Source organism: Streptomyces ochraceiscleroticus (genome assembly GCF_000720485.1).
In the GTDB taxonomy this organism is placed as follows: Bacteria; Actinomycetota; Actinomycetes; order Streptomycetales; family Streptomycetaceae; genus Streptomyces; species Streptomyces ochraceiscleroticus.
On sequence record NZ_JOAX01000020.1, the window covers coordinates 164,287 to 185,715 of the forward strand.

The window sequence follows — 21,429 nt, forward strand, 5'->3', positions numbered from 1 at the left end:
GACCTGACGCATAGTCAGGCAGGTGTGCGGCGACACTCAGGCGTGCGGACCCAGCACCGGGTGCGCCTCGCCGTCCGCCGGCCGCACGCCCGCCCGGTAGTGGAGCAGCAGCACCGAGCGGACCGGGCCGCCCAGCGCCGTATAGGCGTGCGGCCGCGAGGCGTCGAAGCCGACGTAGTCGCCGGGACCCAGCTCGATGCGCTCGCCGTCCACCTCCACGGCCAGCCGCCCGGCCTGCACGATCGTGTGCTCGGTGCCGACGTGGCCCAGCGAGTTCTGCCGCGCGCCCTCGCGTACCTGCTGGTCGTACACCTCGAAGCCGCCCTCACCCAGCTCGAAGCGGCGCAGCGGCCGCAGGTCCACCGCGTCACCGCTGAGCACCTCGACGTCCGCCGCGCGCACCACGGTCGGGCCGTCGGCCGGGCGGGTGTCCAGCAGTCCGGAGATCGGCATCTCCAGCGCGCGCGAGAGGCTGAACACCGTCTCGATGGTGGGGTTTCCGGTGCCGGACTCCAACTGCGACAGCGTCGCCTTGCCGATCCTGGAGCGCCGGGACAGCTCGGAGAGCGAGAGCCCCCGCCGCGCCCTGGCGCGCTTCAGGTTCGCCGCCAGCATGTCCCGGATCGAGCCCTCGGGAGCGCTCACCCTTCCCGCCCTTCCGCCGCGGCACGACCCCGCGCCTGTTCCGTCAACCGAACGGCACAATCGTCGTACCGTTCATCTCCCCGAACAGTCTACGGAGTGCCGCAACGGCAAGAAGGGCGCACGGAACCAGCCATCAACCGGCTGGCACCGTGCGCCCGTTCTGTCACGCCGCGCCCCCTTCGCCCCTGACGGAACGGCGGGCGAGACTTATCCCACAGCGGCAGCCTCGCCCTGCGCGGCAGCCTCGCCCTGCGCGGCGGCCGGCGGCATGGGACCCGCCGACGAGCCGCCGTCCACCGCGATCTCGGCCCCGGTCAGGTAGGCGGAGGCGTCCGAGGCGAGGAAGGCCACCAGGCCCGCCACATCGTTCGGCAGGCCGACGCGGCCCAGCGCGACGCCCGGGTGCGCGCCGGACTCCGGCATGGCCGCGACCTCGGCGACCATCGGGGTGTCGATGACGCCCGGGTGCACGGAGTTGACCCGGATGCCGTACTGGCCCAGCTCCAGTGCGGCGATCTTCGTCAGGCCGCGCAGCCCCCACTTGGAGGCGCCGTAGCCGCCCGTACGGGGGATGCCGGTGAGCCCGCCGACGGAGGAGATATTGACGATGGAGCCGCCGCCGGCCGCGACCATCGCCTCCCGCACCGCCTTGATCCCCAGAAACGGACCGACGAGGTTGATCCGCAGCGTCCGCTCGAAGTTCTCCACCGACTCATCGGCCAGCGGCATCGAGCGGAACACGCCCGCATTGTTGATCAGTACGTCCACGCCACCGAAGGCCGAGACCGCCGTGTCCACGACCGCCTGCCACCCCTCCTCGTCCGTGACATCGAGGTGGACATAGCGCGCCGCCTCGCCGATCTCGTCGGCGACCCGCTTCCCGGGCTCGTCCAGCACGTCGGCCAGGACCACCCGCCCGCCGAGCCGGGCGAAGAGCCGGGCCTCGGCCTCTCCCTGGCCGCGGGCCGCACCCGTGATGATCGCGGTCTTGCCTTCGAGCGTGAGCACAGAGCTTTCCTCCATCACCTCGTCAAGAGATCTATCAATCAGCCATATGACGAGAAGTCAGGTCAAGAGCTCGGCACCACATAATGACCACATGTTCGATCACCACGCCCTGCGCGCTTTCTGTCTGGAATTCAACGGCTCGGCCGAGGAATTCCCCTTCCCCGGCAACCCCGACGTGGCGGTCTACAAGGTGGGCGGAAAGATCTTCGCGCTCTCCTCGCTGGACGCCGCCGACCCGCTCACCGTCAGCCTGAAGTGCGACCCCGAGGAGGCGGTGCGGCTGCGCGCCGCCCACCCCGAGATCGTCCCCGGCTACCACCTCAACAAGCGCCACTGGAACACGGTCACCCTGACCGGCGCCCTCCCCGACGACCTGGTCCGCGCCCTGATCGAGGACTCCTACGACCTTGTCGTCGCCGGCCTGCCGCGCGCGCAGCGCCTCCGCCTCGACCGACCTTGAGGATCGTGGACCCTGCAGCCCGTTGAATTATGTAGACCAGTCGGTCTAGAGTCCTCGCCATGACACGTTCAGGGGGACAAGAGACGCGCGTACGGATCCTGCGTACCGCCGCCGAGCTGTTCCGGCGACAGGGGTACGGGGCCACCGGACTCAACCAGATCCTTTCGGCCAGTGGCGCGCCCAAGGGATCGCTGTACTTCCATTTCCCGGGCGGCAAGGAGCAGTTGGCGGCCGAGGCGACGGCACTGGCCGGGCGCGACCTGGGTGAGCGGATGGCTGCGGCGGTGGCCGCCGCGGACGGGCCGCGCGCCGCGGTGACCGCGCTCGGCGACGTGCTGGCCGACGGGCTGGCGGCCTCCGGCTACCGGGACGGCTGCCCGGTCGCCACCGTCGCGCTGGAGCAGGCGGGCGAGGCGGGACCGATCCAGGACGCCTGCGCGGCGACGTACGAGGGCTGGCTGGCGGGGCTGCGCGAACAGCTCAAGAGCTGGGGAGCGCCCGAGGACACGGCCGCCGAACTGGCCGACCTCGCGCTCTCCTCCGTACAGGGAGCTCTGCTGCTCGCCCAGGTACGCCGGGACGTCGGCGTCCTGCACACCATCGCCGGCCAGGTCGGCGCCCACATCGAAGCACGGCTGGCGACGGTCACCACCGGAGGGGCGGCATGAAGGTCCATCACCTCAACTGCGGCTCGATGACGACCGTCGAGGCGACCTACGACGGGCCCCGGCCGCTGCCCGTCGTCTGCCACTGCCTGCTCGTCGAAACGGACACGGACGGGCTGGTGCTGGTCGAGAGCGGGCTGGGTACGGAGGACGTGCGGCGCCCGCAGGAGACCCTGGACCCGGCGTGGCGGGAACTGGCGTCGCCCGCCCTCGACCCCGCCGAACCGGCCGTACGGCAGGTCGAACGGCTCGGGTTCCGGGCCGAGGACGTCCGGCACATCGCCGTCACTCACCTGGACGTGGACCACACCGGCGGGCTGCCCGACTTCCCCGCCGCGCGGGTCCATGTGCGGGCCGAGGAGCTGACGGCCGCCGCGGCGGAAGCCCCCAGCCGCCGCTACCGCCCCGCCCACTGGGCGCACGGCCCGCGCTGGGAGACGTACGAGGGGGACGGCGGCGACACCTGGGCGGGCTTCGCGGGGGTGCGCGAACTGGCGGGACTGGGCGGGGACTTCCTGCTCGTGCCGCTGGGCGGGCACAGCGCGGGGCACGCCGGGATCGCCGTACGGGACGGGGACCGGTGGCTGCTGCACGCGGGGGACGCCTACTTCTACCACCGGGAGATCGCCCCGGAGGACCCGTCCTCCCACCCGCTGCTGGACTTCATCCAGCTCGACGCCCAGGTGGACGCCGAGCTGCGGATCGCCAACCAGCGGCGGCTGGCCGAGGCCGCGCGCGAAGAGGAAATCACGGTGCTCAACGCCCACGACCCGTGGACGTTTCTACGCCTGGCCGGCTGAACCGCCGGACACCTCCCGCGCCAGCCGGTCGCGAAGTTCGATCTTGCGGACCTTGCCGCTGACCGTCATCGGGAAGGACTCCAGGATGTCGAGGTGGCGCGGGATCTTGTAGTGCGCGAGCCGGTCGCGGCAGTAGTCGGCCAGCTCCTCCTGGGTGAGCGTGTCGGCCGGGTCCCTGAGGATGACGCAGGCCGCGATCTCCTCGCCGTACTTCTCGTCCGGCACGCCGACCACCTGCACATCCGCGATCTTCGGGTGCCCGTACAGGAACTCCTCGATCTCTCGCGGATAGACGTTCTCACCGCCCCTGATGATCATGTCCTTGATCCGGCCGACGATCCGCAGATAGCCGTCGTCGTTCATGACCGCCAGGTCCCCGGTGTGCATCCAGCCCTCGGGGTCGATGACCTCCGCCGTGCGCTCCGGCTCCTCCCAGTAGCCGAGCATCACGCTGTACGCACGGGTGCACAGCTCGCCGGGCTCGCCGCGCGGCACGGTGTCGCCGGTCGCCGGGTCGACGACCTTCACCTCGACGTGCGGCAGCACCCGGCCGACCGTCTCCGTACGGTGCTCCAGGTCGTCGTCGCGGCGGGTCTGGGTGGAGACCGGCGAGGTCTCGGTCATGCCGTAGCAGATGGAGACCTCGGCCATGTGCATCTCGGCGACCACCCGCTTCATGACCTCCACCGGGCAGGGCGAGCCCGCCATGATCCCGGTACGCAGCGAGGAGAGGTCGTACGAGGCGAAGTCGGGGAGGTTCAGCTCGGCGATGAACATCGTCGGCACCCCGTACAGGGACGTACAGCGCTCCTGCTGCACGGCACGCAGCGTGGCGGCCGGGTCGAAGGCGGGCGCGGGAATCACCGCACAGGCGCCGTGCGAGGTGATCGCGAGGTTCCCCATGACCATGCCGAAACAGTGGTAGAAGGGCACCGGCAGACAGACCCGGTCCCGCTCGGTGTAGCCGACCGTCTCGCCCACCCAGTAGCCGTTGTTGAGGATGTTGCGATGCGAGAGGGTGGCGCCCTTGGGGAAGCCGGTCGTGCCCGAGGTGTACTGGATGTTGATCGGGTCGTCCGGGGTGAGCGTCGCGGCGACCTCCGCGACCCGGGCCGCCGGGACCGCGGTACCGGCCGCCAGCAGCTCCTCCCAGCTCGGATCCGCGATGTACACGACCTCCCGGAGCCGTTCGACGTCCGCGCGCACCTCCTCCACCATCCGCCGGTAGTCACTGCTCTTGTGCGTGACAGCGGAGACCAGCACGTCCACGCCCGACTGGTTCAGCACGTACGCCAGCTCATGCACCCGGTAGGCCGGGTTGATGTTGACCATGACGGCGCCGATGCGGGCCGTGGCGTACTGGACCAGCGTCCACTCGGGGCAGTTGGGCGCCCAGATGCCCACCCGGTCGCCCTTCGCGACGCCCTTGGCGAGCAGCCCGCGCGCGACCTCGTCGACGGCCCGCCCGAACTGCTCGTACGTCCACCGCCGCCCGCCGGCCACGTCCACCATCGCCTCGCGGTCACCGAACCGCTCGATGGCCAGCTCCAGATCGGCGCCGATGGTGCGGTCCAGCAGCGGGCGGTCGCGCGCACCGCTCTCGTAGGACAGCGGACGGCCGTCGGGTGCGGTGGCGTTTCCGGTGGCCTTCTCGGTGGCGTTATCGCTTGCGCTCATCGGTGGTCCTCCTCGCGGTACTCGGCGCCTCGGTCACCCCGTACCTGCCTGCGGCAACATGGCGCCAAGCATGCCCCGGGGCTCCATGGCCCGCCTACCCCGGCGCGCGAGAAAGATCGGCCGGGCCACGGTCCATGCCTCGTCCGGCCTGATGAGGGGCACCGCCACCGGAAGGATGGGCCCCGCCTGCCCCGGACGGACGTTCAACTGCGCGATCAGGTCTGGTGCAGGGCGTAGGCGAGGCCGTCGTCGGTGCTGTCCTCCAGGCCCCTGCGGAATGCCGCCTCGTACCCGGAGTCCCCGGCGGTCTTGCGGGCCTGGCGTTCGCAGGCTTCGCGGGCGGCGAGGAGGTCGGGAAGGCCGACCTGCGACCGGCCGGTGGTGTCCCAGATCCGCTGGCCGATGCCCAGGAGGCGGGCCGCCCGCTCGCCTTGTCCGATGGCGGCGGCCACCGAGGCGAGCAGGTCGAGGGCCATGGCCATGCCGATGCTGTCGTGGAGCACAGCCTTACCCTTCAGGGCGGTTCGGGTGTGCGTGACGGCCTCGTCCAGTCGGCCCAGGCCGAACGCCGTCTGCCCCTGTACGTAGTCGGCGTAGGCCCGGATCCACCGCTCGCCGCGTGTGACGCACTCCGCGCGCAGAGCGGCGGCTGCCGCGGCGGCCTCCGTGAACTCCCCCAGGCTGGTGTGGACGTACGTGCGTACCATCCATGCCAGGAAGCGCGCCCCGGTGTACGCACCGCCGTGCTCCTGGGTGTACGGCACCGCATTGATGACCGTGGCGGCCTGCGCGGGTTTCCCACACATCAGCAGGTGCGTGCCTTCGAGGTGGGCGGCGGCGATCAGCGAGGCCGGGTCGGCTGCCGCCTCGGCGTCGGCCCGGAACTTCTGTACCATCCGCGCGAGGGTGTCGGAGTCGCCCTGCCCCATGGCGATCACGCCGCCGGTCCACACCCCTTTGCTGCGCACCGGGCCCGATGCCGGGCACCGCTGCAGGGCTCGGTCGAGGTAGTGGCGGCCTTCCCGCAAGAAGCCGCAGGCGAGCCAGAAGAACCACAGCGCCCCGACCAGCTCCAGCGCGGCGTGTCCGTCCTCTCCCTCGCCCAGGCAGAAGTCCAGGGCGGCGCGGAAGTTGGCGTGGTCGGCGGTCGTCCGGTCGTACCAGGCGACCTGCTCAGGGCCCATCCAGGCGGCATCCGCCCGGTGGGCCAGCGAACGGTAGTGGTCCCGGTGACGGCGGCGGAACTCGCCCTCCTCGCCCAGGCGGCGCAGCCAGCCGGCACCGTACTCACGCAAGGTGTCCAGCATCCGGTACCGCTCCCCGCCACCGGTCGGCTGCCAGATCAGGATCGACGTGTCGACCAGCGCCGCCAGCAGGCCGGTGATGCGCTCGGTGGCCAGATGCGCGTCGGCGCACACCTGCCGGGCGGCCTCGGCGTCGAAGGTCCCGGCGAACACCGAAAGACGTGCCCACAGCAGTCGTTCGGCCGGGCTGCACAGCTGATGGCTCCAGCCGATCGCGGTCCGCAGGGCCTGATGCCAGGCAGGACCGGCTCCTTCCACCAGCTCGTCGGTCTCCCCCAGGACCGCGAACCGGTCGTCCAGCCGCACCGTCAACTCCCCTACGGACAGCTCGCCCAGGCGCGCCGCGGCCAGCTCGATGGCCAGCGGCAGGCCGTCGAGCCGCCGGCTCAGGCGGACCAGCTCTGCCCGGCCGGCCTCGGTGACCGCGACGCCGGGGGCGCTCTGGGCGGCGCGCTCGGCCAGCAGCACCACCGCATCCGCCTGCGATCCCGCGGGATCGTCGGTCTCCGGGATCGGCAGCGGCTCGACCGTGAGCACCTCCTCGCCGGGGACGTTCAGGGTGCGGCGGCTGGTGGCCAGGATCCGCAGGCCCGGCGCGGCCCGCGCCAGCACCTGGACGGTCAGCGCGCAGGCGTCGGTCAGATGCTCGCAGGTGTCCAGCACCAGCAGCAGTTCCCGGTCCGCCAGATAGTCGGCCAGTACATCGATCATCGGGCGGGCGGTCTGGTCGGCCAGCGGCAGCGCCTCGGCGATGATGTGCGGCAGCAGCCCGCTTTGGCGCAGCGGCGACAGCTCCACCAGCCACACCCCGTCCCGGAACCGGGACTGCAGCCCGGCCGCGGCCTCCAGCGCGAGCCGGGTCTTGCCCACCCCGCCGACCCCCGTGAGCGTCACCAGCCGCGCCGCCCCCGCGAACAGCCGCCCGAGCTCCGCCAGCTCCGCACGACGGCCGACCATCCTCGTCTTCCCTGCCGGCAGATTGCCCATCTCCCGCTCGCCCACGGCCACGATCGTCCTTCTCCCCTCTGCACCTCGCCCGCGCAGGGCTGGGCACACAGTCTGCCGCCCTCGGCCACGCCGAGTGCGGCCAGAGAGAAAGTGTGCTACGGCGCCGGATCCGGTCGACTGCAACGATCAAGGGTGGGTCAGGGCGCCGATCGCAGGTCCCTACGATCGCGCGATTCGGTCACGCAATGCGCTCACGCAGCCAGGAGTCGGCGCCGCTGAGCGCCGTCCTGGCCATTGCCGTGGGGTGGCCCGTGAAGCCGTGGGGTGACTCGGGGTAGACGCGGAGCTCGACGTCATTGCCGGCCGCCGACAACCGGCCTGCCAGGGCCAGGTTGTCCTCCAGCAACACGTCTTCGCTTCCGACGATCAGCAGCGTCGGGGGAAGCCCGTGAAGGTCGCCGTAGAGGGGAGAGATGTCGGGAACGGCGCGGTCTTCCACATGGCCGGCATAAGCCTGGAGGAAGTACTCGTCCGCGATGCGGCGACCGGCCGGGGTTCGTGCGCTCAGGTCGTAGGTACCGAATTGGAGTGCGGCGCCGGTGAATCGGCCAACGGCACCTCTGTCTCTCAGCCGGAGCAGGGTCGCCAGGGCGAGGGTGGCTCCCGCGGAGCTCCCGCCGATCGCCAGTCGGGACGTTCCGAAGCGGGCCTCGGCTTCTTCGACGAGCCAGAGCGCCGCCGCTTCGCAGTCGTCGGGGGCCGCCGGCCAGGGGTGCTCAGGCGCCAGCCGGTAGTCGACGCTGACAACGGCAAGGTGCAGGGCGTCCGCGAGCTCGCGGTTGCGTCGGTCCCCTCGCGCCGCGGAGTCCATGTAGAACCCGCCGCCGTGGATGTCCAGGTAGACGCCCCGCGGCGGACCGTCGACAGGCGTGAGGATCCGGACAGGGACGCGCGCTCCCGTGGCTTCGATCGTCTCTTCGATGGCAGGCGGATCGGCGGCACGAGGAGCGGACCTCCTCGCTCGTACCTCCTTGAGCTCCTCCAGTGTGCCGGGGCCACGGCCTGCCGCCCTCGACCTGTAGAAGTCACGAGCTTCCTCGACCTGCTCCGCGGGCACGTCGGCGAACAGTGCGTCCAGCGCGAATCGCACGCGCCCTCCTCATCACTCGGGTCTCGACCACGCTATCGCCGGCGTGCTGGGGAACTCGGACGGACCGGCCACGCCGGCCCGTGCCCGGTACGGCGGACTCGGCCGGCCGTGGTCCCCGCGTCGCCGAGGGCGGGGTGGGTGCCGAATGGACGCGCCCGGGATGCGTCCCAGGCGGCAGTAGCAAGACTCGGTGCCATGGCAGAACAACGTCGCGCTCGGAACGGGACTTCCTCCGGAACACCCACTCGGCGCACCTCAGCGGTGCGGGGGCCCGAGAAGGCCGCCGAGTTCGCGTGCACGCGGTTGGAGGCGCTGATCGGCCATGCCCCGGAGGGGGCGTCCGCTGTCCGGCGTACCGAGGAGGGCTGGTGCGTCGTCGTGGACGCCCTCGAGGTCGCGCGGATCCCGGACACGACCAGTCTCCTGGCGTCCTACGAAGTGCAGCTCGACCGCGACGGTGAGCTGCTGGAGTACCGAAGGGTCCGCCGTTACCGAAGGGGTTCCGCGGACGAGTGATCCGTGGGGTCCGACCAGCCGAGAGGGCGTAGCCATGACCATGACAACGACGACCTACTCCGACGATGTCATGTGCCGACCCCGCGCCGGCACGCTGTACGACGTACTGGAGCTCATCCTCGACCGGGGCATGGTGATCGACGTCTTCGTCCGGGTCTCCCTGGTCGGTATCGAGATCCTGAAGATCGACGCGCGCATAGTCGTGGCCAGTGTCGACACCTACCTGCGGTTCGCCGAGGCGTGCAACCGCCTGGACCTGGAGCGCGATTCGGGCAGTACCACCATTCCCGAGCTGCTCGGCGGCGGCGTGGCCAAGTCCGTCGGCAAACGCAAGGTGAAAAGAGCCGCCGAGAGCGTGGGCGACACGGTGCGCAAGGCGGTCGGCGGCGGTGACGACGAGGACACCGAAGAGGAGACCGAGGAGCAGGAGAAGCCCCGACGGCGTGCCCCGGCCCGCACCTCGGGCACCAAGCGTCGACGAGCGGAGGCGTGAGCTGTGGCGGACCACGGTCTGTATGTCTATGCCGTGATCCGGTCGGGGCAGCCGCTGCCGGCGAACACGCCGGCGGTGGGCGGTCCCCCGGCCGTACCGCGGATCCTGCGCGAGGGCGCCATCGCCGCGGTTGTCAGCGATGCCCCTCCCCAGCTGCGCGCCCGGCGCCGCGACCTGCTCGCGCACCAGGAACTCCTGCTCGCACTGTCCGAGGACGGGCCGGTACTTCCCATGCGCTTCGGCGTCGTCGCCCCGGATGAGCAGACACTGCGCGGGCAGCTCGCCGAGGCCCGGACGAGGCACCTCGCGACGCTCGAGCAGCTCACCGGCAGGGTCGAGTTCAACGTCAAGGCCGTGGCGGCGCAGAACGCGCTGGCTGCCCTGGTCCGCGAGGACCCGGAGATCCGGAAGCTGCGGGACGACGCACGCCACCGTCCCGGGTACGCGGCCGACCTGCGGCTCGGTGAGGCCGTGGCCGCCGCTCTCGCCCGCCGCGCGGCCGAAGCCGGCACGCGCGTGGTACGTGAGCTCACCGCTCTGGCACACGCGGTGGTCGCGGGGCCGGACGTCCAGGGGTGCGCCGTCAATGCGTCCTTCCTCGTCGACCGGGATGACGCCGAACGTTTCACCGCGACAGCCCGGCAGCTCGCCCTCACGCACCAGGAACGCGCGGAACTCCGGGTGGCGGGTCCACTGCCGTGCTACAGCTTCGTCGCCGACCAGGCCCCCGCGCCGACCGCGGTGATGTGACATGGGTTTGATCACCGGTCTGCTCACGCTGCCGCTGGCTCCGGTCCGCGGAGTGGTCTGGGTGGCGGACAAGCTCCGGGACGCCGCCGAGAACGAGATTCACGACCCGGCCGTACTCCGCGCCCAGCTCGGCGCGCTCAATCAGGAGCTCGAGGACGGACACATCGGCCTCGACGAGTTCGAGCGGCAGGAGGAAATGCTGCTCGACCGGTTGTACGCGTCCGCCCCCTCCCCACCCACTCGTTGAACAACGCGAATGCGACTCCTCATGGACCAACAGACCAAGGTGACACTGGCGGCCGCGGTGATCGGCGGCTACGTACTGGGCCGGACGAAGAAAGGCCGACTGGCTCTCACCGCTGCGACATACCTGGCGGGGAGGCGGTTCGGCCTCCAGCCACGTGAGCTCGCCGCCGAGGGAATGCGCAGGCTCGGAGAGATCCCGCAAGTGGCCGAACTCCAGGAGCAGTTGCGGGGCGAGGTGCTCGACGCCGGACGTAAGGCAGTCACAGCCGCCGCGAACCGAAGCATGTCGTCACTGGCCGACGCCCTCAGCGAGCGGACGGCACAACTGGGTGCGGCCGACGAGGCGGAAGAGGAGGAGGACGAGGACGAGGCGCCGCAGGAGCGTGCTGCGAAGGCCGGCGGGAAGGACAGGCCGCCGGCGAAGAAGGCGGCGAAGAAGGCCCCCGCGAAAAAGGCACCGGCCAAGAAGACGGCCGGGGCGCGCAAGTCCGCGGCGAAGAAAGCACCGGGAAAGCAGGAGACGTCCTCGAAACGCGCTGCCAAGAAGACGGCCAGTCGCGCAGGTCGGCGGAGGTGACGCGGCATGGGCAGAACGGAAGAGGAAGTGCCCGAGGAATCGGGATTCAGCCGACTGCGTGAGGAGCTGACGAAGTACCTCAGCGCCCAGGCGGGCCAACTCGCCGACAAGGCGGGCGAAAAGCTCACCGGCCTCACGGAGCAGCTGTCCGACGCGGCCGAGAACGGCGGCACACTGCCCGCCATCGGGTCCCGCCTGGTCAAGGGCGAATCCCCGCTGAAGGCGATCGCTTCGGAGAAAGCCAAGGGCGTCAAGGACAGCATCGTCGACAAGGCCAAGGAGACGTTCGGGGGCGGCAAGGGGAAAGGCGGCTCCAGCGGCGGCAAGTTCATGAACATCATCGAAGTCCTCGATGTGGGCGTGCCGTTGCGTACCGCTTATGACCACTGGACGCAGTACGACAAGTTCAGCAGTTTCACCAAGGGTGTCCAGAACGTCTCGAAGAGCGATGAGGCAGCCAGCGACTGGAAGGTCAAAGTCGGGCCGTCCGCCCGCAGCTTCAAGGCCACCGTGCTGGAGCAGATCCCCGATGACCGCATCGTCTGGACGTCCGAAGGGGCCAAGGGCACCACACGCGGGGCGGTGAGCTTCCACGAGCTGGGGCCGACGCTGACACGCATCGTCCTGGTCCTCGAGTACTACCCGGCCGGTTTCTTCGAGAAGACGGGCAATCTCTGGCGGGCGCAGGGCCGTCGCGTGCGGCTGGACTTCAAGCACTTCCAGCGGTACGTCACCCTCACCGACGAAGAGCCCGAAGCCTGGCGCGGCGAGATCCGCGACGGGGAAGTCGTCGTGTCGCACGAAGAAGCGGTGGAGGAGGAAGAAGCCGAGTCGCAGGACAAGGAGGGCGACGACGACTACGAGGAGGCGGAGGACGAAGACGAAGGCCGGGAGAGCGACGACGAGGACGCCGAGGACGAGTACGAGGACGAGGAAGAGGACGAGGAAGAGGGCGACGAGGAAGGCGATGAGGAGGAGTGGGACGAGCGGCCGACGAGAAGAAGGGGTGAGGTGCGCGGGTGAGTAACGTCGATTTCCGTACCGGCTCCGCCCCTGTCCCGGGGCCGCCGAACGCCAACCTCGCCGACATCCTGGAGCGTGTGCTCGACAAGGGGATCGTCATCGCCGGCGACATCAAGATCGATCTTCTCGACATCGAGCTCCTGACCATCCGGCTGCGGCTGTTCGTCGCCTCGGTCGACACCGCGAAGAAGGCCGGTATCGACTGGTGGGAGACCGACCCCGCGCTCAGCTCCCGGGCAGCCCGCAGCGCTCTCCAGGACGAGAACCGCGAGCTGCGCGACCGGCTGGCGTCTCTGGAGGAAGGGACGGAACAGAGCAAGGAGACACCACGCACATGACGCAACGCGCCTCCGGCCCGGCGGCCGGAGCCACCTATGTCTTCGCCGTCACCCGCACCCTGGACCCGGCCGTCGTCGCGGATCTGGGCGGTATGAGCGCCGGGGAGCCCGTGCGCACCCTGCCGCTCGGTTCACTGGTCGGTGTCGTCCAGAGCGTCCCCGCGCACGACTTCACCGACGAGGCGTGGCAGCAGCGCCTCTCGGACCCGCATGACCTCGAACGGTGCGCCCGTGCCCACAACGAGGTCGTGTCCGCGTCCGCGGCGTACGGCCCCGTCATCCCCCTGCCCCTGGCCACCCTGTACCTCAGCGACACAAGAGCCCGGCAGGCGCTGGAGAGCGAGGCGGACCGCTTTCACGCCGTACTCAGGCGCATCGCGCACCATGCCGAGTGGGGCGTAAAGGTCTACAGCTCCCCGGCCCCGCCGCCCGCCGGTGCGGACCGGCCCGTTCCGTCCGCGGACCGCGGGCGGCCGGCCCCGGGCGCCGGCCTCGCCTACCTGGAGCGCAAGCGCGGCCTCCAGCAGCGGCGCGAGCAGTGCCTTGAGCAGAGTCTGCGGATCGCGGAGGAGGTCGATGCCGAGCTGGGGAAACTCGCCACCGCCGCGCGCAGGCTGCGGACCCACGGCCGGCGGCCGTCGGACGCGCAAGGCAGCCAGGTGCTCAACGCCACCTACCTCGTGGCCGAACAGCGCGCGCAGGAGTTCGCCGAGCTGACCCGGGCGTTGCGCGGCCGGACCGAAGCGCGCATCGAGCTCTCCGGCCCGTGGGTCCCCTATTCGTTCATCAGCGAGGTGTGAACGATGACGGGAGAACCGGTGCCCTGGGACACCCCCGGACCCCTGTCCGGACCGATCGGCGTTCCGCTCGTCGACCTGCTGGACCGCGTCCTGGCCACCGGTGTGGTGGTGAGCGGTGACCTGGTCATCGCCATCGCGGACGTTCCGCTGGTACGGGTCTCGCTGCACGCGCTCCTTTCGTCGGTCAGCGAACGCGTACCGGCGCCGTGGCCGGACGGAGGGCCCCTGTGACCAGCACACGACTCGACGTGGACCGCGACCGGTTGGGGAAGGACCTGGCCACCCTCGTCCTGACGGTGGTGGAGCTGCTGCGGCAGCTCATGGAACGTCAGGCGATCCGCCGCATCGAGCAGGGCGACCTGCACGACGCACAGGTCGAAGAGATCGGCACCACCCTCATGATGCTCGACCAGCGCATGACCGAGCTCTGTGAGCAGCACGGGATCCGGCCCGAAGACCTCAACCTCGACCTCGGCCCTCTCGGAACCCTCCTTCCCCACGACTGACGCCGCGGCGGCCGCGGGTCAGTTGACCTGCCGGTCCTGGCCGGACCAGTACGGCTCCCTGAGCTTGAACTTCTGGATCTTGCCGGTGGCCGTGCGGGGGATGACGTCGCGGAATTCGACGGTGGTGGGGGCCTTGTAGCCGGCCATGTGCTGCTTGCAGTGGGCGATGATGTCGGCTTCCGTGGCCGTCGTGCCCTCGGCGAGGACGACCAGGGCCTTGATGGTCTCGCCCCACTTCTCGTGGGGGACGCCGATGACGGCGACCTCGGCGACGGCCGGGTGGCTGAAGATGGTGTCCTCGACCTCGATCGAGGAGACGTTCTCGCCGCCGGTGATGATGACGTCCTTCTTGCGGTCGGAGATCGTGAGGTGGCCGTCGGTCTCGTCGATGGTGCCGCCGTCGCCGGTGTGGAACCAGCCGTCGCCCAGGGCCGCTTCGGTCTCCTCGGGCTTTTCCCAGTAGCCGTCCAGGACGGTGTTGGAGCGGGCCAGGACCTCGCCGGAGCCGGAGATCCGCAGTTTGACGCCGAGGGCGGGGATGCCGGCGCGGGAGAGCTTGCGGGCGCGCTCCTCGGCGGGGAGGCCGGCGTCGCCGGGCTGGAGGCGGTTGAAGGTCAGGAGGGGCGAGGTCTCCGTCAGGCCGTAGATCTGGGTGAACTCCCAGCCCAGTTCGTCGTTCATCCGCTGGATGGTCCTGCTCGGGGGCGGGGCGCCGGCGCAGACGACGCGGACGCGGTCGCGGCCGGGGATCTCGCCCTCCCAGGTGGCTGCCGCGTCGAGTACCGCGTTCCAGACGGCAGGGGCGCCGCACATGAGGGTGACGCCGTGTTCGTCGACGCGGCGGAGGATTTCGGTGCCGTCCACCTTGCGGAGCACCACCTGCTTGACGCCCAGGCCGGCCATGACGTACGGCATGCCCCAGCCGTTGCAGTGGAACATCGGGAGCGTGTGCATGTAGACATCGCGTTCCCAGGCGCGGGTGTGGAGGCCGAAGGTCAGGCCGTTGACCCAGATGTTGCGGTGGGTGAGCTGGACGCCCTTGGGGCGGGCGGTGGTGCCGGAGGTGTAGTTGATCGTGGCGGTGGCGTCCTCGTCCGGGTTCGACCACGGGCGGGGCTCGACGCCGAAGCGCATCAGCTCGTTCTCGGTCTGGTCGCCGAGGATGAAGCGGTGGCGGGCCTTGATGCCGGAGAGGGTCTCTTCCAGTTCCGGGTCGAGGAGGAGCACCGAGGCACCGCTCTGCTGCACCAAGTACTCCACCTCTTCGGGCTTGAGGCGGAAGTTGATCGGCACGCAGATGCGGCCGCTCATCGGGACGGCGAAGAGGAGTTCCAGGAGGCGGGCGGAGTTGTGGCTGGCCACGGCCACTCGCTCGCCCTCGCCGACGCCCAGTGCGTCGAAGCCCGCCTGCCAGGCCCGTACGCGCTCCGCGAGTCGGCCGTAGGTGGACCCGGGCACCGGCGAGGCGGGCTGGTTCGGCTCGTCGATCACACCGGGGCTGCCGGAAAAGCCCAGCTCTGCCCGGTCGAGGAAGTCCGCGACGGTCATCGGTGTCCGCATTGCACTCTCTCCTGTGTTCGCAACATTCGGCTGGGCAACCGGGGCAGCTCGGGTGGGCGGTCCGGTCAAGTGCCGCTTCCGTATCCTCGACCGGCTCGCCGTCGGTCAATCCCGTCGCAAGCAGGCCGTCTCGTCCTCAGGTCCCGTGCGCGTCCGGCATGTGTCCTCCTCATTGCCCCGCGGCTTCCGGCCATCGTGTAATCAGTGACGCAGGTCTCACCACCCCCGAATGGGGGGAAGCGGAGGTTAGCGCGTGCCGAACGAGCCAGAGCAGAGCGGGTCGGCGGACGTCAGGGCGGCGCTGCTGCGGCTGCGCAGGGCGAGCGGGCTGCCCGTGGCGTTCGGCGGGCTGGTGACCGGTACGGGCCGGTTCCGCATCACCGAGCTGACCGGCGCTGCCACCACCGCGCTGCGCGGGCTGTCCATCCACTCGGGCAACGGCCTCGGCGGCAAGACGGCGGCCCGATCCCGGCCCTTCGCGGTGACCGATTACCACTCCTCCGCGGTGATCAGCCACGAGTACGACGGGGCGGTCGGCGCCGAAGGACTGAAGTCCGTACTGGCGGTACCGGTCGTGGTGCGGCGGCGGGTGCGCGGCGTGCTGTACGGGGCGCTGCGGCAGCCGCTGCAGCTCGGCGACCGGCCACTGTCCGCCGCGCTGGAGGCGGCCAGGGAGCTGGAGCAGGCGCTGGTGGTGCAGGACGAGGCGGAGCGGCTGCTGTCGGTGGCCCGGCAGCCGACCGCCGCCGATCCGGTGATGTGGGAGGAGGTCAGGGAGGCGCACAGCGCGCTGCGCACCCTGGCGCAGCGGGTCGGCGACCCGCTGCTGCGGCAGGAGATGCTGGCGGCCTGCGGGCGGCTCGCGGCGGCCTCGGGCGGGCACCGCGAGGCGCGGGCGGTCGCGCTCTCGCCGCGCGAGGTGGACGTGCTCTCCTGCGTGGCCTCCGGCGCGACGAACGTCGCGGTCGCCGAGCGGCTGGGGCTGCGCCCGGAGACGGTCAAGGGCTATCTGCGCTCCGCCATGCGCAAGCTGGGCGTCCGCACCCGGCTGCAGGCCGTGGTCGCGGCGCGCCGGGCGGGCCTGCTGCCGTAGCCGCGCCTTCTCGCGCCACTGCTTCCCGGCGGGCCGCGCCGGCGATCCTGCGAGACGCTGGAGGAGGGCATCCGTGCAGGTGGCGTGAGTGAGGAGGGCCGGGCGTGGCGGATCCCGCGACCGGGAGCGAGCCGGAGCCGGTACTGCCGGCCGGGCTGGCGGCCGGGGTCTACATCCAGGACGGCTACGGGCGGATCTCGCACGTCAACGGCAAGGCCGAGGAGCTGCTGGGCCGCCCGGCCGGCGAGCTGCTCGGCGGCGACCCGCACGAGCTGCTGCACCGCAATCCCGACGGGTCGCGGCTGCCGCGGCCGAACTGCGTACTCCTCCAGGCGTTCCTGTCCGGTCAGGCGCGGTCCCTGGACGGCTGCCAGTGGTTCGCGCGCGGGGACGGCGAGCTGATCTGTGTGGGCGGAGTGTCCGTGCCGTACGAGGTGGACGGCGCGCCGGACGGCGCGGTGGTGGTCTTCTTCGAGCGGCCGCCGGGCGAGGCGCAGACGCCGGCGCCGCCGGAGAACCTCGAGGCGCTGACCGACCTCGCCGACCGGCTGACGATCGTCGCCGAGACCACCGCCGTGCTCACCTCCACGCTCGACCTGGACGAGTCGCTGAAGCGGCTCGTACGGCTGGTGGTCCCCCGGTTGGCGGACTGGGCCGTGGTCGATCTCCTGGAGGAGCAGGGCAAGCTGCGGCGGGTGGCCGTCGTGCACCACGTCGGCGGCCGGCACGTGCGGGTCGAGGAGCTGGCCGGGCCGATGCCGCCGCTGCTGGAGGGGTCACGGATGCCGCTGTCCCGGGTGCTGCGCGGGGCCGCGCCGCGGATCGTGACGCCCGAGGACTACGCGGGGCCGCCGGATTCCGGCATCGCCGTCCTGCAGCGCCAGATGTTCCAGGCGATCGGCATGCGGTCCGCGGTGATCGCGCCGCTGCGCGGCCCGGGCAAGGTGCTGGGCGCGCTGACCCTGGTCCGTACGGAGCAGGAGAAGCCCTTCGACGCGGCGGAGCTGGCGCTGGTCGACGACATCGCCCGCCGGGCCGGGCTCGCCGTGGACAACGCGCAGCTCTACGAGCGGCAGCGGCGGGTCGCCGAGACCATGCAGCGCCATCTGCTGCCGCCACTCCCCCGGATCGAGGGCCTGGAAATGACGGTGCGCTACCACCCGGCGCCGCACGCCTCCCGGGTCGGCGGCGACTGGTACGACGCCTTCCGGCTGCCGGACGGGGCGACGGCGCTGGTCATCGGGGACGTGGTCGGCCACGACCTGCAGGCGGCGGCCTGTATGGCGCAGGTACGCAACATGCTGCGGGCTTTCGCGTGGGAGCACACCGAGGCCCCGTCCGTCACCGTCGACCGGCTGGACCGGGCCCTCGTGCACATCAGCGACGTGCAGCTCGCCACCATGATCCTGGCCCAGGTCGAGCGGGACGGCGACTGGCAGCTCCGCTGGACCAACGCCGGGCACCCGCCGCCGCTGCTGGTGCACGACGACGGCCGGGTGTGCTTCCTGGAGCACGGCGCCGCCGACCTGGTACTCGGTACCGAGCTGTCGCCCGCACGCACCGACTTCCGGCAGGCCCTCCCGCCGCGCAGCACGGTCGTGCTCTACACCGACGGCCTGATCGAGGCCCGCGACCTGCCGCTGAGCGAGGGCCTGGACCAACTCGCCAGCTTCGCCGCCGCCCTCGCCGACCGTTCCCTGGACGAATTCTGCGACCAGCTCCTCAGCAGGGCCCTGTACGCGGCCAACGAGGACGACGTGGCGCTACTGGCGCTGAGGGTGCCGGGGGCGCCGTAGAACCGACGCCCCGGGAAGTGACGCCTCGGGAACTACTGCGCCGAAGACGGCTGGGCCGGCGGGGCCGGCATGCGGAAGTCCAGGACCTCGTTGGCTTCCCGCTCGGTCTTCTCGGCGTGCTCGCGCGCAGCCGTGGCGACGTCACCCTGCTCGTTGATGAGCTGGTCGTAGATCGGGGTGAGTGGTCTGTCCGGCGAGTTCATCGTGCAGTGTTCCTTCGTTCTCGGACATGGCGACAGCCGCCCACGAATGGCGCGGACGGTCGGCCGCCGATCTTAGCTTCCGCCTACGGGGAGCGGTATTGCTGCCCTCAGGCAACCGATCCGATACGGCGTGTCGTGACCGACGTGTCGTGATGGATCGGGGTATGGGCGCCGGTGAGCGGCACGCCGGTGCCGCCGCGGCGGGTGGCGACGATTTCCGCGGCGATGGACAGCGCCGTCTCCTCGGGGGTGCGGGCACCGAGATCGAGGCCGATCGGGGAGCGGAGGCGGTTGAGTTCGAGGTCGGTCAGGCCGGCCTCGCGCAGCCGGCGCAGCCGGTCCAGGTGGGTACGGCGGGAGCCCATGGCGCCCACATAGGCGACGGGCAGCCGCAGGGCCCGCTCCAGCAGCGGGACATCGAACTTGGCGTCGTGGGTGAGGACGCAGAGCACCGCGCGGGAGTCCAGCTCCTGGGAGTCCAGGTAGCGGTGGGGCCAGTCGATGACGATCTCGTCGGCGTCGGGGAAGCGGGCCCTGGTCGCGAAGACGGGCCGGGCGTCGCAGACGGTGACGTGGTAGCCGAGGAACTTGCCGGCCCTGACCAGGGCGGCGGCGAAGTCGATGGCGCCGAAGACGAGCATCCGCGGGGGCGGTACGGAGGATTCGACGAGCAGGGTCAGCGGGACGCCGCACTGGCTGCCGTCCGCGCCGATCTCGACGGTGGTGGTGCGGCCCGCGTCCAGCAGCGCGCGGGCCTCCTCGACCGCGGTGCGGTCGAGTGCCGGGTGGCCGCCGAGACTGCCGGTGTGGCTGCCGTCGGCGCGTACGAGGAGGGCGCGGCCGAGGAGTTCGGCCGGGCCGGAGACGATGCGCGCGAGGGCCGCCGCCTCAGCGGTGACGGCGGCGGCCACCGCCGCGACGAGCGTCCCGGAGGTGCTGTCCACCGGGGCCGGGGGGTCGTCCGGCCCCTGCGATGGCTCCGGGGCGCTCGTGCGTACCGGGGTGACGAGGATGTCGATGATGCCGCCGCAGGTCAGGCCGACGGCGAAGGCGTCCTCGTCGCTGTATCCGAACTGCTCCAGGACCGGCTCGCCGGTCTCCAGGGCCTGTTGGCACAGCTCGTAGACCGCGCCCTCCACGCAACCGCCGGAGACGGACCCGATCGCCGTGCCGTCGCGGTCGACGGCGAGGGCGGCGCCCGGTTGCCGGGGCGCGCTGCCGCCGACGCCCACCACGGTGGCCACGGCGAAGTCGCGTCCCTGCTCGACCCACCGGTTCAGCTCATCGGCGATGTCCAGCATGTCCAGCTCCTTGTCTGCGATTGCGCGGAGGGCCGGTCAGGGCCTCCGGGCGGGGCAGCGGGACCGGTCCCTAATGCCCCACATTGACGAATGCGAAGTTGAAGATGAAGACCACCGAGAGGATCCACATGAGCGGACCCGGCTCGCGCCACTTGCCCTGCGCGAGCTTGATCGCGCAGTACGAGATGACGCCGGCGGCGACGCCGTTGACGATCGAGTACGTGAACGGCATGAGGACCACGGTCAGGAAGACCGGGATCGCGACGGAACGGTCCTTCCAGTCCACGTGCCGTGCGTTCTGCATCATCATCGAACCGATGACGACCAGCGCGGCGGACGCGACCTGGGCGGGGACGATCTCGGCCAGCGGAGTGAAGAGCAGCGCCAGGCCGAAGAGCAGGCCGGTGACGGTGGCCGACAGGCCCGTACGGGCGCCCTCGCCGACGCCGCTGGCGGACTCGATGAAGACGGTCTGGCCGGAGGCGCCGGAGACGCCGCCGATCGCGCCGCCCGCGCCGTCGATGAGCAGGGCCTTGTTCAGGCCCGGCATCCGGCCGAGGTGGTCGGCGAGCTTGGCCTCCTGGCCGACGGCGATGATCGTGGCCATGGCGTCGAAGAAGCCCGCCAGGACCAGGGTGAAGACGACCATGCCGACGGTGGCGGCGCCCAGTTCGGCGAAGCCGCCGAACTCGACCTTGCCGAGCAGTCCGAAGTCCGGGGTGGAGACCAGGGTGTCGGGGAGCTTGGGGGTCGCCAGGCCCCACTGCTTGTCGCCGAGCCCGTTGACCGCGGTGACGATCAGCGAGAAGACGGTGCCGACGGCGATGCCGATGAGGATCGCGCCGGGCACGTTGCGCGCCAGCAGCATGAAGATGACGAGCAGGGTGATGCAGAAGGCGAGGACCGGCCAGCCGGAGAGGTGGCCGCCGACGCCGAGGGTGACCGGCGCCGAGGCGTTGCCGATGCCGACGAAACCGGCCTTGACCAGGCCGATCATGGTGACGAAGAGGCCGATGCCGATGGTGATCGCGTGCTTGAGCGCGAGGGGGATCGCGTTCATGATCTTCTCGCGGAGGCCGCTGATCACCAGCAGCATGATCACGACACCGTAGATCACACACATGCCCATGGCCTGCGGCCAGGTCATGTCGCTGATCACCTGGGTGCCGAGCACGCCGGAGACGCTCAGGCCGGCGGCGAGCGCCAGCGGCACCTTGCCGACGAGACCCATCAGCAGCGTGGCCAGCGCCGCCGCGAAGGCCGTCGCCGTGATCACCGCGCTGGGCGAGAGGGTGCCGCCGACCGCGTCCTTGCCGCTGAGCAGGACGGGGTTGAGCAGAAGGATGTACGCCATCGCCATGAAGGTGGTGATGCCGCCGCGCAGCTCCCGGCCGAGGGTCGAGCCGCGTTCGGATATGTGGAAGTACCGGTCGAGCCACGACCGGCCGGCGGGCTGGCGCGTACCCGCGCCGGCGTCCTCCGCCGTGGTCGTCGGCTCAATGGTGGGCTGGGTCATGGTGCCTATCTCCCAAGGTTCATAGGGGCACTCACAAGAGGGGGGAATGTGAGA

Annotated in this window: 23 protein-coding genes and 1 pseudogene; 15 read left to right on the forward strand and 9 right to left on the reverse strand. The window is 71.0% G+C overall.

The window, feature by feature from the left end:
- Positions 1-36: 36 nt before the first annotated feature.
- The gene (locus IG84_RS0123955; protein WP_031060961.1) at positions 37-645 is read right to left on the reverse strand and encodes a helix-turn-helix domain-containing protein; all 609 of its coding nucleotides are present in this window, start codon (positions 643-645) and stop codon (positions 37-39) included.
- Positions 646-852: 207 nt separating this feature from the next.
- Positions 853-1,653 carry a glucose 1-dehydrogenase gene (locus IG84_RS0123960; RefSeq protein WP_211266510.1) on the reverse strand — a complete coding sequence of 267 codons (801 nt, stop codon included), beginning with the start codon at positions 1,651-1,653 and terminating at the stop codon, positions 853-855.
- Between the two features lie 91 nt (positions 1,654-1,744).
- Here IG84_RS0123960 and IG84_RS0123965 point away from each other — a divergent pair, with 91 nt between their 5' ends.
- The 3 genes from IG84_RS0123965 to IG84_RS0123975 are packed head-to-tail and all read left to right on the forward strand — an operon-like array spanning position 1,745 to position 3,578.
- Positions 1,745-2,113, forward strand: a complete 369-nt coding sequence (locus IG84_RS0123965) for an MmcQ/YjbR family DNA-binding protein (protein WP_031060965.1) — start codon at positions 1,745-1,747, stop codon at positions 2,111-2,113.
- Between the two features lie 59 nt (positions 2,114-2,172).
- The gene (locus IG84_RS42665; RefSeq protein WP_037800791.1) at positions 2,173-2,781 is read left to right on the forward strand and encodes a TetR/AcrR family transcriptional regulator; all 609 of its coding nucleotides are present in this window, start codon (positions 2,173-2,175) and stop codon (positions 2,779-2,781) included.
- Entirely contained in the window at positions 2,778-3,578 is an 801-nt protein-coding gene (locus IG84_RS0123975; RefSeq protein WP_031060968.1) for an MBL fold metallo-hydrolase, read from the forward strand. Before IG84_RS42665 ends, IG84_RS0123975 begins: the two co-directional genes overlap by 4 nt.
- On the opposite strand, the gene IG84_RS0123980 is transcribed toward IG84_RS0123975, so the two are convergent.
- From IG84_RS0123980 to IG84_RS0123995, 3 genes are all read right to left on the reverse strand, one after another.
- Positions 3,561-5,255, reverse strand: a complete 1,695-nt coding sequence (locus IG84_RS0123980) for an AMP-binding protein (protein WP_078649288.1) — start codon at positions 5,253-5,255, stop codon at positions 3,561-3,563. The two genes, IG84_RS0123975 and IG84_RS0123980, sit on opposite strands and share 18 nt — an antisense overlap.
- Before the next feature lie 215 nt (positions 5,256-5,470).
- A complete protein-coding gene (locus IG84_RS0123990; RefSeq protein ID WP_157848936.1) occupies positions 5,471-7,561 on the reverse strand; it encodes an ATP-binding protein in 2,091 nt (696 codons plus the stop codon).
- A gap of 184 nt (positions 7,562-7,745) precedes the next feature.
- Positions 7,746-8,657: an alpha/beta hydrolase gene (locus IG84_RS0123995; protein ID WP_031060974.1), complete on the reverse strand. Its 912-nt coding sequence runs from the start codon at positions 8,655-8,657 to the stop codon at positions 7,746-7,748.
- Between the two features lie 195 nt (positions 8,658-8,852).
- On the opposite strand from IG84_RS0123995, the gene IG84_RS0124000 reads away from it, so the two are divergent.
- The 10 genes and pseudogenes from IG84_RS0124000 to IG84_RS0124045 all read left to right on the forward strand — a co-directional run bounded on the left by IG84_RS0124000 (position 8,853) and on the right by IG84_RS0124045 (position 13,906).
- Complete coding sequence (locus tag IG84_RS0124000; RefSeq protein ID WP_031060976.1) at positions 8,853-9,173, forward strand: gas vesicle protein GvpO; 321 nt, start codon at positions 8,853-8,855, stop codon at positions 9,171-9,173.
- A gap of 40 nt (positions 9,174-9,213) precedes the next feature.
- A complete protein-coding gene (locus IG84_RS0124005) occupies positions 9,214-9,666 on the forward strand; it encodes a gas vesicle structural protein GvpA (RefSeq protein ID WP_031060978.1) in 453 nt (150 codons plus the stop codon).
- Positions 9,667-9,669: 3 nt separating this feature from the next.
- Positions 9,670-10,416: a GvpL/GvpF family gas vesicle protein gene (locus IG84_RS0124010; protein ID WP_031060980.1), complete on the forward strand. Its 747-nt coding sequence runs from the start codon at positions 9,670-9,672 to the stop codon at positions 10,414-10,416.
- A gap of 1 nt (position 10,417) precedes the next feature.
- A complete protein-coding gene (locus IG84_RS0124015; RefSeq protein WP_031060982.1) occupies positions 10,418-10,663 on the forward strand; it encodes a gas vesicle protein GvpG in 246 nt (81 codons plus the stop codon).
- A gap of 21 nt (positions 10,664-10,684) precedes the next feature.
- Positions 10,685-11,221: pseudogene (locus IG84_RS0124020) on the forward strand (histone protein); the annotation flags it as partial.
- A 24-nt stretch (positions 11,222-11,245) separates the two neighbouring features.
- Positions 11,246-12,262 (forward strand): SRPBCC family protein, encoded by a 1,017-nt coding sequence (locus IG84_RS0124025; RefSeq protein ID WP_031060985.1) that lies wholly within the window; start codon positions 11,246-11,248, stop codon positions 12,260-12,262.
- A complete protein-coding gene (locus IG84_RS0124030; protein ID WP_031060986.1) occupies positions 12,259-12,600 on the forward strand; it encodes a gas vesicle protein in 342 nt (113 codons plus the stop codon). The genes IG84_RS0124025 and IG84_RS0124030 overlap by 4 nt, the downstream gene beginning before the upstream one ends.
- Positions 12,597-13,400, forward strand: coding sequence for a GvpL/GvpF family gas vesicle protein (locus IG84_RS0124035; protein ID WP_031060987.1), 804 nt, complete (start codon positions 12,597-12,599; stop codon positions 13,398-13,400). The genes IG84_RS0124030 and IG84_RS0124035 overlap by 4 nt, the downstream gene beginning before the upstream one ends.
- A gap of 3 nt (positions 13,401-13,403) precedes the next feature.
- A complete protein-coding gene (locus tag IG84_RS0124040) occupies positions 13,404-13,631 on the forward strand; it encodes a gas vesicle protein (RefSeq protein ID WP_031060990.1) in 228 nt (75 codons plus the stop codon).
- Complete coding sequence (locus IG84_RS0124045; protein WP_031060993.1) at positions 13,628-13,906, forward strand: gas vesicle protein K; 279 nt, start codon at positions 13,628-13,630, stop codon at positions 13,904-13,906. Before IG84_RS0124040 ends, IG84_RS0124045 begins: the two co-directional genes overlap by 4 nt.
- Before the next feature lie 18 nt (positions 13,907-13,924).
- On the opposite strand, the gene IG84_RS0124050 is transcribed toward IG84_RS0124045, so the two are convergent.
- Positions 13,925-15,466 carry an AMP-binding protein gene (locus IG84_RS0124050; protein ID WP_031060998.1) on the reverse strand — a complete coding sequence of 514 codons (1,542 nt, stop codon included), beginning with the start codon at positions 15,464-15,466 and terminating at the stop codon, positions 13,925-13,927.
- A 253-nt stretch (positions 15,467-15,719) separates the two neighbouring features.
- Here IG84_RS0124050 and IG84_RS0124055 point away from each other — a divergent pair, with 253 nt between their 5' ends.
- Both IG84_RS0124055 and IG84_RS0124060 read left to right on the forward strand, forming a co-directional pair.
- Positions 15,720-16,559 carry a helix-turn-helix transcriptional regulator gene (locus IG84_RS0124055; RefSeq protein ID WP_031061001.1) on the forward strand — a complete coding sequence of 280 codons (840 nt, stop codon included), beginning with the start codon at positions 15,720-15,722 and terminating at the stop codon, positions 16,557-16,559.
- 104 nt (positions 16,560-16,663) lie between these two features.
- Positions 16,664-18,355 (forward strand): SpoIIE family protein phosphatase, encoded by a 1,692-nt coding sequence (locus IG84_RS0124060; protein ID WP_051862314.1) that lies wholly within the window; start codon positions 16,664-16,666, stop codon positions 18,353-18,355.
- Between the two features lie 32 nt (positions 18,356-18,387).
- On the opposite strand, the gene IG84_RS41645 is transcribed toward IG84_RS0124060, so the two are convergent.
- The 3 genes from IG84_RS41645 to IG84_RS0124075 form a co-directional block, all read right to left on the reverse strand.
- The gene (locus tag IG84_RS41645; protein ID WP_169749897.1) at positions 18,388-18,558 is read right to left on the reverse strand and encodes a hypothetical protein; all 171 of its coding nucleotides are present in this window, start codon (positions 18,556-18,558) and stop codon (positions 18,388-18,390) included.
- Between the two features lie 107 nt (positions 18,559-18,665).
- Entirely contained in the window at positions 18,666-19,859 is a 1,194-nt protein-coding gene (locus IG84_RS0124070; RefSeq protein ID WP_031061005.1) for an XdhC family protein, read from the reverse strand.
- Positions 19,860-19,929: 70 nt separating this feature from the next.
- Positions 19,930-21,375 (reverse strand): NCS2 family permease, encoded by a 1,446-nt coding sequence (locus IG84_RS0124075; RefSeq protein WP_031061007.1) that lies wholly within the window; start codon positions 21,373-21,375, stop codon positions 19,930-19,932.
- Positions 21,376-21,429: the final 54 nt, after the last annotated feature.

Excerpts from the sequence above, each read along its gene's own strand:
- IG84_RS0124040 (WP_031060990.1), top strand. The coding sequence starts at position 13,404 with ATGACGGGAGAACCGGTGCCCTGGGACACCCCCGGACCCCTGTCCGGA.
- IG84_RS0124005 (WP_031060978.1), top strand. The coding sequence starts at position 9,214 with ATGACAACGACGACCTACTCCGACGATGTCATGTGCCGACCCCGCGCC.
- IG84_RS41645 (WP_169749897.1), bottom strand. The coding sequence starts at position 18,558 with ATGAACTCGCCGGACAGACCACTCACCCCGATCTACGACCAGCTCATC.
- IG84_RS0124015 (WP_031060982.1), top strand. The coding sequence starts at position 10,418 with ATGGGTTTGATCACCGGTCTGCTCACGCTGCCGCTGGCTCCGGTCCGC.
- IG84_RS0124035 (WP_031060987.1), top strand. The coding sequence starts at position 12,597 with ATGACGCAACGCGCCTCCGGCCCGGCGGCCGGAGCCACCTATGTCTTC.
- IG84_RS0123980 (WP_078649288.1), bottom strand. The coding sequence starts at position 5,255 with ATGAGCGCAAGCGATAACGCCACCGAGAAGGCCACCGGAAACGCCACC.
- IG84_RS42665 (WP_037800791.1), top strand. The coding sequence starts at position 2,173 with ATGACACGTTCAGGGGGACAAGAGACGCGCGTACGGATCCTGCGTACC.
- IG84_RS0123965 (WP_031060965.1), top strand. The coding sequence starts at position 1,745 with ATGTTCGATCACCACGCCCTGCGCGCTTTCTGTCTGGAATTCAACGGC.
- IG84_RS0124025 (WP_031060985.1), top strand. The coding sequence starts at position 11,246 with ATGGGCAGAACGGAAGAGGAAGTGCCCGAGGAATCGGGATTCAGCCGA.
- IG84_RS0124050 (WP_031060998.1), bottom strand. The coding sequence starts at position 15,466 with ATGCGGACACCGATGACCGTCGCGGACTTCCTCGACCGGGCAGAGCTG.
- IG84_RS0124070 (WP_031061005.1), bottom strand. The coding sequence starts at position 19,859 with ATGCTGGACATCGCCGATGAGCTGAACCGGTGGGTCGAGCAGGGACGC.
- IG84_RS0123975 (WP_031060968.1), top strand. The coding sequence starts at position 2,778 with ATGAAGGTCCATCACCTCAACTGCGGCTCGATGACGACCGTCGAGGCG.
- IG84_RS0124000 (WP_031060976.1), top strand. The coding sequence starts at position 8,853 with ATGGCAGAACAACGTCGCGCTCGGAACGGGACTTCCTCCGGAACACCC.
- IG84_RS0124075 (WP_031061007.1), bottom strand. The coding sequence starts at position 21,375 with ATGACCCAGCCCACCATTGAGCCGACGACCACGGCGGAGGACGCCGGC.